Here is a 9,298-nt window from a genome sequence, read left to right as displayed (position 1 = left end):
CGGCGACACCTGGGGCGCGGGCACCCGCGCGAGTCGGAAGGGCACCGCGTGTGCCGTCCCGCCGCGCGGATCCCCGCGCCCCTCGTCGTCCCCCGGGTCAGCCCCGGTCGCAGGCCTGCGCCCGCAGGGCCCGGGCCAGGTCGTCGCGGCACTCGACCACCAGGCGCCGCAGCGCCGGCGCCGCCCCCTCGTGCTCGGACAGCCAGGCGTCCGCCGCGTCCAGGGTCCCCTGCTCGGTCTGGTACTTCGGGAAGAAGCCGCCGACGATCCGCATCGCGATCTCGATCGACCGCTGCTTCCAGACGTCCTCCAGCATCGCGAAGTACGGCTCGGTGTACGGCGCCGTCAGCTCCCGCTGACCGGCCTGCGCGAAGCCCGCGATCTGGGCCTCCACCAGGGCGTTCGGCAGCTCGTCGGAGTCCACGACGGCCGTCCAGGCGGCGGCCTTGGCGCCGGGCGTGGGCAGCGCGGCGAGGCACTGGGTGAGCTGGCGGCGGCCGCTCGCGGTGTTGTCCCGCTGCAGCTCCTGCTCCATCTCCTCGCCGGTCGCGGCGCCGGCCGCGGCGAGCGCCAACCAGAGCGACCACCGCAGCTCCTGGTCGACGTCCAGACCGTCGATCCGGGCGGTGCCCTCCAGCAGGCCGCGGACCAGCCGCAGCTGCTCGGGGCCGTGCGCCGCCGCGGCGGTGAAGCGCGCCCAGGCCAGCTGGTGGTCGCTGCCCGGCACGGCCGCGCGCAGCTCGCGGACGGCGCACTCGGCGAGCAGCCGGCCGCCCTCCTCGCGCCACTCGGGGTCGGCGTACAGGTCGAGCGCGGTCTGCGCCTGCAGGTGCAGCGACTGCAGCACCCCGATCTCGGACTCCCGGCCGGCGAAGTCCAGCACCAGCGCCAGGTAGTCGCGGGCCGGCATCAGCCCGTCGCGGGTCAGGTTCCACACCGCGGACCAGGCCAGCGCCCGGGCCAGGTCGTCCCGGACGTCACCGAGGGCGGCGCGCAGCGTCTCCAGCGAGCCCTCGTCGAAGCGGACCTTGCAGTACGTCAGGTCGTCGTCGTTGACCAGCACCAGGGCCGGCCGGTGCAGCCCGACGGCGTCGGCGACCACCGTGCGGCCGCCGGTCACGTCGAGTTCGATCCGCGCGGTGCGCACCAGCGCCCCCGTCTCGTCCCGGTCGTAGAGGCCGACGGCGATCCGGTGCGGGCGCAGCACGCCGCCGTCCTGGACGACGGCGAGCTCGGTGATCCGGCCGTCGGCGTCCACGGTGAGCTGCGGGGCCAGGGTGTTCACCCCGGAGGTCTGCAGCCAGGCGGCCGACCAGGCGGTCAGGTCGCGGCCGCTGGTCTCCTCCAGGGCGTCCAGCAGGTCGGTGAGCACGGTGTTGCCGTACGCGTGCCGCTTGAAGTAGGTGCGGGCGCCGGCCAGGAAGGGCTCGCGGCCGACGTACGCCACCAGCTGCTTGAGCACCGAGGCGCCCTTGGCGTAGGTGATGCCGTCGAAGTTGAGCTTGGCGTCCTCAAGGTCCCGGATGTCCGCCGTGATCGGGTGGGTCGTCGGGAACTGGTCCTGCCGGTACGCCCAGGCCTTGCGGCGGTTCGCGAAGGTGATCCACACCGCCCGGTACCGGGTCGCCTCGACCTGCGAGAACGAACCCATGAAGTCCGCGAAGGACTCCTTCAGCCACAGGTCGTCCCACCACTTCATGGTGACCAGGTCGCCGAACCACATGTGGGCCATCTCGTGCAGCACCACGTTGGCCCGGCCCTCGTACGCCGCCTCGGTCACCTTCGAGCGGAAGACGAACTCCTCGCGGAAGGTCACGCAGCCCGGGTTCTCCATCGCGCCGATGTTGTACTCCGGGACGAAGCACTGGTCGTACTTGCCGAAGGGGTACGGGTAGTCGAACTCGTCGTGGAAGAAGTCCAGGCCCTGCTTGGTGACGGTGAAGATCTCGTCCGAGTCGAAGTACGGCGCCAGCGAGCGGCGGCAGGTCGCGGCGAGCGGGATCTCCAGCCGGGTGCCGTCCGGCAGGGTGCGGCCGTAGTGGTCGCGGGCCACGTGGTACGGCCCGGCGACCACCGCCGTGAGGTACGTCGAGATCGGCTTCGTCGGGACGAACCGCCACGTCCGGCTGCCGCTGCCGTCCGCGGTGACCTCCTCGTGCACCGCGTTGGCGTACACGTCCCAGGCCGCCGGCGCGGTCACGGTGAAGGAGAACGGGGCCTTGAGGTCCGGCTGCTCGAAGTTCGCGAACACCCGGCGGGCGTCGGCCGGCTCGAAGTGGGTGTACAGGTAGGTCTCGCCGTCCGCCGGGTCGACGAACCGGTGCAGGCCCTCGCCGGTGCGGCTGTACGCGCAGTCCGCCTCCACGACCAGCTCGTTCTGCGCGGCCAGGCCCGGCAGCGCCACCCGGGCGCCGTCGAACACCTCGGCCGGGTCCAGCGCCCGGCCGTTCAGCACCACCGAGCGGACGGCCGGCGCCAGCAGGTCCACGAAGGTGTCCGAGCCCGGCGCGGAGCAGCGGAACACCAGGGTCGTGGTGGAGCGGAAGACGTCGACCGCCGGGTCGGGCGCGGAGGTGACGTCCAGATGGACGCGGTAGCCCTCCACCTGGATCAACTCGGCCCGCTGCTGGGCTTCTTCGCGGCTCAGGTTCTTGCCCGGCACGGCGGTACTCCTTTGTCCGGATCGCACGCTGTGAGGAAAACTGCACGGCCGCGCCGGTGGGCCCGGCCGGGGGCATCCTTTCACGCGCCGCCCGCGCCGCCCCGGCACAGCACCGGGTGGTGCGCACGGAATCAACCGGGCCGCCGCGCGGTTGGCACCGCGGGACACACCCATGCACCCGAACGCCGACCGAAGGACGCCGTCCGTGACGACTGCCGACTCCCGCAAGATCGCCGACTTCTGGTTCGACCCGATCTGCCCCTGGGCCTGGATGACCTCCCGCTGGATGCTGGAGGTCGAGCAGCTGCGCCCGGTGGACACCCGCTGGCACGTGATGAGCCTGTCCGTGCTCAACGAGGGCCGGGACGAGCTGCCCGAGAAGTACAAGGAACTGCTCGCGAAGGGCTGGGGCCCGGTGCGCGTGCTGATCGCCGCCGCCCAGGCGCACGGCGACAAGGTGCTCGGCCCGCTCTACACCGAGCTCGGCCTGCGCTTCCACAACCAGGGCCTGCCGAACGAGCGGGCCACCATCGAGGCCGCCCTGGAGGCCGCCGGCCTGCCGGTCGAGCTCGCCGACGCCGCCGACACCGACGCCCACGACGACGCCCTGCGCGCCTCGCACCGCGAGGGCATCTCGCTGGTCGGCGAGGACGTCGGCACCCCGGTGATCGCCGTCGACGGACCGGACGGCGACCGGATCGCCTTCTTCGGCCCGGTGGTCACCCCCACCCCGCGCGGCGAGGCCGCCGCCCGCCTGTGGGACGGCACCCTGCTCGTCGCCGCCACCCCGGGCTTCTACGAGATCAAGCGCACCCGCACCGCCGGCCCGTCCTTCGAGTAAGGACCCCGGCGGAAAGCACGACGGAGGGGCGCGGGTTCTCCCGCGCCCCTCCGTCGTACCCGTGCACTAGGCCGTCACGGCCCGCTTCTGCTTCAGCCAGCCGGCCACGGCCAGCACGACCGCCAGACCGCCGGTGAAGTACAGCTGGATCCGGTTGCTCTCGTCCAGCAGCATCAGCGCCAGCACGCCCAGGATGCCGGCCAGCGCCACCCAGGTCAGGTACGGGAAGGCCCACATCCGCACCGACAGCTGCTCCGGCGCCTCACGCTCCAGCCGCCGCCGCATCCGCAGCTGCGCCACCGCGATGAACGCCCAGACCACCAGCACCGAGGCGCCGACCATGTTCAGCAGCCAGGTGAAGACGGTCTCCGGCCACCAGTAGCTCAGCAGCACCGCCAGGAAGCCGAAGCCGGAGGAGGCCAGCACGGCCCGGCGCGGCACCCCGCCGCCGATCTTCGCCAGCGCCTTCGGGCCCTGGCCGCGCTGCACCAGCGAGTACGCCATGCGGGAGGAGCCGTAGATGTTGGCGTTCATCGCGGACAGCAGCGCGATCAGCACGACGACGTTCATGACCTGGCCGGCGCCCGGGATGCCCAGGCTGTTCAGCACCGCCACGTACGGGCCGGGGCTCAGCATCGAGGAGTCGTTCCACGGGACGAGGGTGACGATCACGACCATCGACCCGACGTAGAACAGCGCGATCCGCCACATCGCGGTGCGCACCGCGCCCGCCACGCTGCGCCGGGGGTCCTTGGACTCGGCGGCGGCGATGGTCACGGTCTCCAGGCCGCCGTACGCGAAGACGGAGGCCAGCAGGCCGGTGACCAGGCCGGTGGTACCGTTCGGCAGGAAGCCGCCGTGGCCGGTCAGGTTGGCGGCGCCGGGGGAGTCGGTGCCGGGCAGCACACCGGCGATGGCCAGGACGCCGATCACCAGGAACGCGGCGATCGCGGTGACCTTGATCGCGGCGAACCAGAACTCGAACTCGCCGAAGTTCTTCACCGCCGCCAGGTTGCTGGCGCAGAAGAAGGCCATGAAGACGGCCACCCACACCCACAGCGGCACCCCGGGGAACCAGCCCTGCATCACGTGCGAGGCGCCGATCGCCTCCGCCGCGACACCGACGCACAGCAGCGTCCAGAACATCCAGCCGACGGTCAGGCCGGCCCACGGCCCGATCTCCCGTTCCGCGTGCACCGAGAAGGAACCGCTGGAGGGGCGGGCGGCGGACATCTCGCCGAGCATCCGCATCACCAGCATGACGAGGACACCGGAGATGGCGAACGCCAGGATGATCGCCGGGCCGGCGGCCGCGATGCCGGCGCCGGAGCCGACGAAGAGGCCGGCACCGATCACGCCGCCGAGCGCGATCATGGACAGATGGCGAGGCTTGAGGCCCGCGGCCAGCGTGCCCTCGGCGGCGGGCTCGGTGGCCGGCCGCTCCAGGGTGGGCGTGGGGGTGGTCGTCATCGGCGCATCCAGAGTTCGTCGGATATCGGAACGAGTTGTCCACTATTCGGCAGGCCGGATGGACACGCCAAGAAATCCCGGCGAGAGACCGCAATTCGGACACTCCCGTGACGCTGCGTGCCCGACGTCTCACCGTGGCACCGGAGCGCCGGCGCAGTGCCGCAGGCAGGACCCCACAAAACCCGGGCCTGACGCTTTGTCGGGGACGGCGCCGTCGGTTCGCACACCTGCGCGTAGGTTCACAACTGTTCACTGATCATCGAGCAGATGCGGAGCCCTCCCGATGGCCACGGCCGCGCCGATCACCGGCACCCCCGTTCTCGCCGACCTGCTGCCCCGCGCCACCACCCGCCTCGGCGGCCAGGTGCGCGAACTCGCCCTCGTCGCCGGCGGCGCCGCCCTCACCGGCCTCGCCGCCCAGCTGTCCGTCCCGGTGCCCGGCTCGCCCGTCCCCGTCACCGGCCAGACCTTCGCCGCCCTGCTCGTCGGCACCGCCCTCGGCGCCCGCCGCGGCACGGCCTCCCTCGGCCTCTACCTGCTCGCCGGCACGGCCGGCCTGCCCTGGTTCGCCGAGGGCACCTCCGGTTGGACGACGCCCAGCCTCGGCTACGTCCTCGGATTCGTCCTCGCCGCCGGCCTCACCGGCGCGCTCGCCCGCCGCGGCGCCGACCGCAGCCCGCTGCGCACCGCCGGCGCCATGGTCCTCGGCAACCTCGCGATCTACGCCGTCGGCGTGCCCTACCTCGCCGCCGCCCTGCACGTCCCGCTCGCGAAGGCGGCCGACCTCGGCCTCTACCCCTACCTGGTCGGCGACGCCCTCAAGGCCGTCCTCGCCATGGGCGCCCTGCCGCTCGCCTGGAAGCTGCTCGGCCGCACCCGCTGACCGGGGCGCGGGGGCCCGCGCCCGCCCCCTCCCGCGGGCCGGTGCACGCGCATGCCACACTCATGGTCATGCGCGTGTACCTGGGCTCCGACCATGCCGGATACGAACTGAAGAACCACCTCGTCGAGTGGCTGAAGGGGGCCGGCCACGAGCCGGTCGACTGCGGCCCGCACATCTACGACGCCGAGGACGACTACCCGCCGTTCTGCCTGCGCGCCGCCGAGCGCACCGCCGCCGACCCCGAGGCCCTCGGCGTCGTCATCGGCGGCTCCGGCAACGGCGAGGCGATCGCCGCCAACAAGGTCAAGGGCGTCCGCGCCGCGCTCGCCTGGAGCGAGCAGACCGCCGCCCTCGGCCGCGAGCACAACAACGCCAACGTCATCTCCGTCGGCGGCCGCATGCACACCCTCGACGAGGCCACCAAGTTCGTCGAGATCTTCCTCAACACCCCGTACAGCGGCGAGGCCCGGCACACCCGCCGGATCGAGATGCTGAGCGAGTACGAGACCACCGGCGAGCTCCCGCCGATCCCGGCCCACCACCCCCAGGGCTGACCGACCCCTCCGAGACGCCTGGGCCGCACGGGCCGTCAGAACCCGTGCGGCAGCCAGGGCGCCACGTCCGAGGCGAACGCCCGCGACGCCTGCGCCAGCGCCCCCTCCCGCAGCTCGGTGACCAGACCCGCCCGGGCCAGCGCCGCCAGCGTCTCCCCGCCGAGGTAGGCGCACCCCAGCTCCCGGACGTCCAGCACCAGATCGGCCGGCGCCCCGGTGCGGACACAGCTCGTCGCCCGGCCCGGACCGGCACTGCGCAGCCGCCAGCGGCCCGCGTTCCACGGACAGAAACCGTCCGCCACCTCCAGCACCACGTCCAGCGGCTGCGCGTAGCCCCGCGACTCCAGCGCCGCCCCGACGTCCACCAACCGCAGGTGCAGCGCGTCGCTCAGCCGCGGCTCCAGCCGGCGCACGTCCGACACCAGGTGCAGCAGCGGATCGTCCACCGGCAGGTTCCCGGCCTCCACCGTGTCCACCAGGTCCAGGTCCAGCAGGAAGCGCCACAGCCGCGCGTACACCGCCGGCGTCAGCGCCTCGACGTCCCGCACCTTCACCCGGCCCACCGCGTTGTCCGCCGCCGACCAGTCCACCTTCGCCGAGTAACGGGCGTAGCCGAGCAGCCGGCCGCTCCCGGCGTCCTCCGCGAGCACGCACTGCCGTGGTGAGAAGCCGCCCCGCGAGGACGGCACGTCCAGCAGCGGGTGCCGCTCCCAGCCGGGGCTCCGCTCCAGCCGGCCCGGACGCCCCGGCACCAGCGCGGCGTACAGCTCCTCGCAGGCCGGCGAGGCCTCCACCGGGTCGGCCAGCCGCAACCGCAGCGCCGGGTTCTCCGCCACCGGCAGCGACACCCGGTGGCAGGGCACCTTCACCGCCATCCGCCAGGTGGCCCGTCCGAACCCGAACCGGCCGTAGATGCCCGGCTCCGAGGCGGTCAGCGCCGCCAGCGGCTCCCGTGCGGCCCGCACGTCGTCCAGCAGCCTCCGCATCAGCGCCGTCAGCCCGCCCCGGCGGCGGTGGGTGGGCAGCACGCCGACCATGGTGACGCCCGCCACCGGCAGCACCGCCCCGCCGGGCACCGCCATCCGGAAGCTGAACGCACCGCCGCCACCGACCGGCTCCGCACCGTCGCACACCACCAGGGAACGCCCGACCTCGGTCAGCGAGCGGTACAGCTCCCGCTCCTCGGCCGACTCCTCCTCACCGCCGAACGCGACCTCCAGCCGGCGGTACCAGTCGTCCCACTCCTCCGCGGCGAGCGGACGGACCGTCAGCGCGCCGGTGTCACCTGTCGTCATGCCGCCCACCCTCGCACCCGGCGCCGGCCGTGTGCGACCGACTTACCGCCGCGCCGTCACCACCGGCGCCCGGACGACGGAACGCGCCCCCGGAGCGCGGACGACGGCGCACTCCCGCCACCCGGCCGAAACCCGCCGCAGAACACCCGGGCGCCCGCGCAGCCCCGGCGCAGGCGTCGACGCCGACCCGCAACCGTGGATAAGGTCGGACCCCATGGCTGGCAGCACGCAGGGCACCCCGCCCCGGACGACTGCGACGGGCCCCACCGCGCGCGCGGCCAGGGAGCCCGTGACGGCCCGGTTGCGCACGAGGCTCCGCCGGGCCCGACGCACCGTGCGCCGAACCGGCGTCGACTACTTCCGCGGCGCCGCCCCCGACTGGCTCGCCTTCGCGCTCTTCCTCGCCGCCGTCCCACTGCTCGTCGTCCTCAACATCTGGATCCCGGCCTGGGTGCCGCCCACCTCCCTGGTGCTCCCCGTCCTCGCCGGCTCCCTGCTGCTGCGCCCCGGCACCCTCGTCCTGCTCTACGCCGCCGCCGCGGTCGGCCTCTCCACCGAATCGCTCATCCACACCGGCGAACGCGTCGCCAGCGACAACCCCGACGCCTACGTCTACGGCGTCACCCCCGGCGCCGCCCTGGTCGTCGGCGCGGTCGGCGTCGCCGGCCTGCTGCTCGCCCAGTTCCGCAGCCGGGTCGGCGTGCCCTGGCGCGGCGGCGGCACCATGCTCTTCGACCTCCGCGAACGGCTCCGGGTGCAGAGCCAGCTGCCCCGGCTGCCCGAGGGCTGGTCCGCGGACATGGCGCTGCGTCCCGCTGGCGGCCAGTCCTTCTCCGGCGACTTCGTGGTCGCCGCCCGCACCGGCCCCGGCGGCCGCACCCTGGAGGTCGTCCTCGCCGACGTCTCCGGCAAGGGCATGGACGCCGGCAGCCGCGCCCTGCTGCTCTCCGGCGCCTTCGGCGGACTGCTCGGCTCGCTGCCCGCGCACGACTTCCTGCCCGCCGCCAACGGCTACCTGCTGCGCCAGGAGTGGGAGGAGGGCTTCGCCACCGCCGTCCACCTGGTGCTCGACCTCGACACCGGCCAGTACGAACTGCTCTCCGCCGGCCACCTGCCCGGCATGCAGCGGCACGGCGGCACCGGTGCCTGGGAGGCCAAGGAGTCCGAGGAGGGCCCGCTGCTCGGCATCTACGACGGCGCCAAGTTCGAGGGCCTGCGCGGCCGGCTCGACAGCGGGGACGTGCTGATGCTGTGCACCGACGGCATGGTCGAGATCCCCGGCCGCGACCTCGCCGAGGGCATGGACCGGCTGATGGGGGAGGCCGACCGACTCGTCGTCAACGGCTTCCGCGGCGCCGCGGGCCGCCTCATCGAGACCGTCGCCAAGGACGTCAACGACGACCGCGCCGTGCTGCTGGTGTGGCGGCAGTAGCCCCTGTCAACCCCCGGGAGTGATCTTCGGCCAATCCCGACAACCTCTTCACCTGCGGACCGCAGGCCCCGAGCCTGCCGATCGGCCGTTGCGGCGCGTTCCACCCCGCCCCCGCCGACGGTTCGTCAGGAGACATCGGCTATCGTCTCGGTCGGCGGAAA

Annotated in this window: 7 protein-coding genes; 4 read left to right on the top strand and 3 right to left on the bottom strand. The window is 73.6% G+C overall.

Annotation, left to right across the window (positions count from 1 at the left end; all coding sequences use genetic code 11):
* Positions 1 to 97: 97 nt before the first annotated feature.
* On the bottom strand, positions 98 to 2,662 hold the full coding sequence (pepN, locus tag AB0O09_RS04895; protein WP_363540182.1) for an aminopeptidase N: 2,565 nt from the start codon (positions 2,660 to 2,662) through the stop codon (positions 98 to 100).
* Between the two features lie 205 nt (positions 2,663 to 2,867).
* Here pepN and AB0O09_RS04890 point away from each other — a divergent pair, with 205 nt between their 5' ends.
* On the top strand, positions 2,868 to 3,503 hold the full coding sequence (locus tag AB0O09_RS04890; RefSeq protein WP_030270486.1) for a DsbA family protein: 636 nt from the start codon (positions 2,868 to 2,870) through the stop codon (positions 3,501 to 3,503).
* Between the two features lie 66 nt (positions 3,504 to 3,569).
* On the opposite strand, the gene AB0O09_RS04885 is transcribed toward AB0O09_RS04890, so the two are convergent.
* Complete coding sequence (locus tag AB0O09_RS04885; protein WP_363540214.1) at positions 3,570 to 4,877, bottom strand: amino acid permease; 1,308 nt, start codon at positions 4,875 to 4,877, stop codon at positions 3,570 to 3,572.
* Positions 4,878 to 5,256: 379 nt separating this feature from the next.
* On the opposite strand from AB0O09_RS04885, the gene AB0O09_RS04880 reads away from it, so the two are divergent.
* Positions 5,257 to 5,856, top strand: coding sequence for a biotin transporter BioY (locus tag AB0O09_RS04880; RefSeq protein ID WP_363540180.1), 600 nt, complete (start codon positions 5,257 to 5,259; stop codon positions 5,854 to 5,856).
* A gap of 68 nt (positions 5,857 to 5,924) precedes the next feature.
* The gene (locus AB0O09_RS04875) at positions 5,925 to 6,410 is read left to right on the top strand and encodes a ribose-5-phosphate isomerase (RefSeq protein ID WP_030270489.1); all 486 of its coding nucleotides are present in this window, start codon (positions 5,925 to 5,927) and stop codon (positions 6,408 to 6,410) included.
* 35 nt (positions 6,411 to 6,445) lie between these two features.
* Here the strand turns inward: AB0O09_RS04875 and AB0O09_RS04870 are convergent, their stop codons facing one another.
* Positions 6,446 to 7,705, bottom strand: coding sequence for a GNAT family N-acetyltransferase (locus AB0O09_RS04870; protein ID WP_363540178.1), 1,260 nt, complete (start codon positions 7,703 to 7,705; stop codon positions 6,446 to 6,448).
* A 301-nt stretch (positions 7,706 to 8,006) separates the two neighbouring features.
* Between AB0O09_RS04870 and AB0O09_RS04865 the strand changes: the two genes are divergently transcribed.
* Positions 8,007 to 9,137, top strand: a complete 1,131-nt coding sequence (locus AB0O09_RS04865) for a PP2C family protein-serine/threonine phosphatase (RefSeq protein WP_363540212.1) — start codon at positions 8,007 to 8,009, stop codon at positions 9,135 to 9,137.
* Positions 9,138 to 9,298: the final 161 nt, after the last annotated feature.

The organism is Kitasatospora sp. NPDC093679, from assembly GCF_040683455.1.
Classification (GTDB): domain Bacteria; phylum Actinomycetota; class Actinomycetes; order Streptomycetales; family Streptomycetaceae; genus Kitasatospora; species Kitasatospora arboriphila.
The sequence above is the reverse complement of the archived record's forward strand: the minus strand, read 5'-3'. Positions and strand labels throughout refer to the sequence as shown.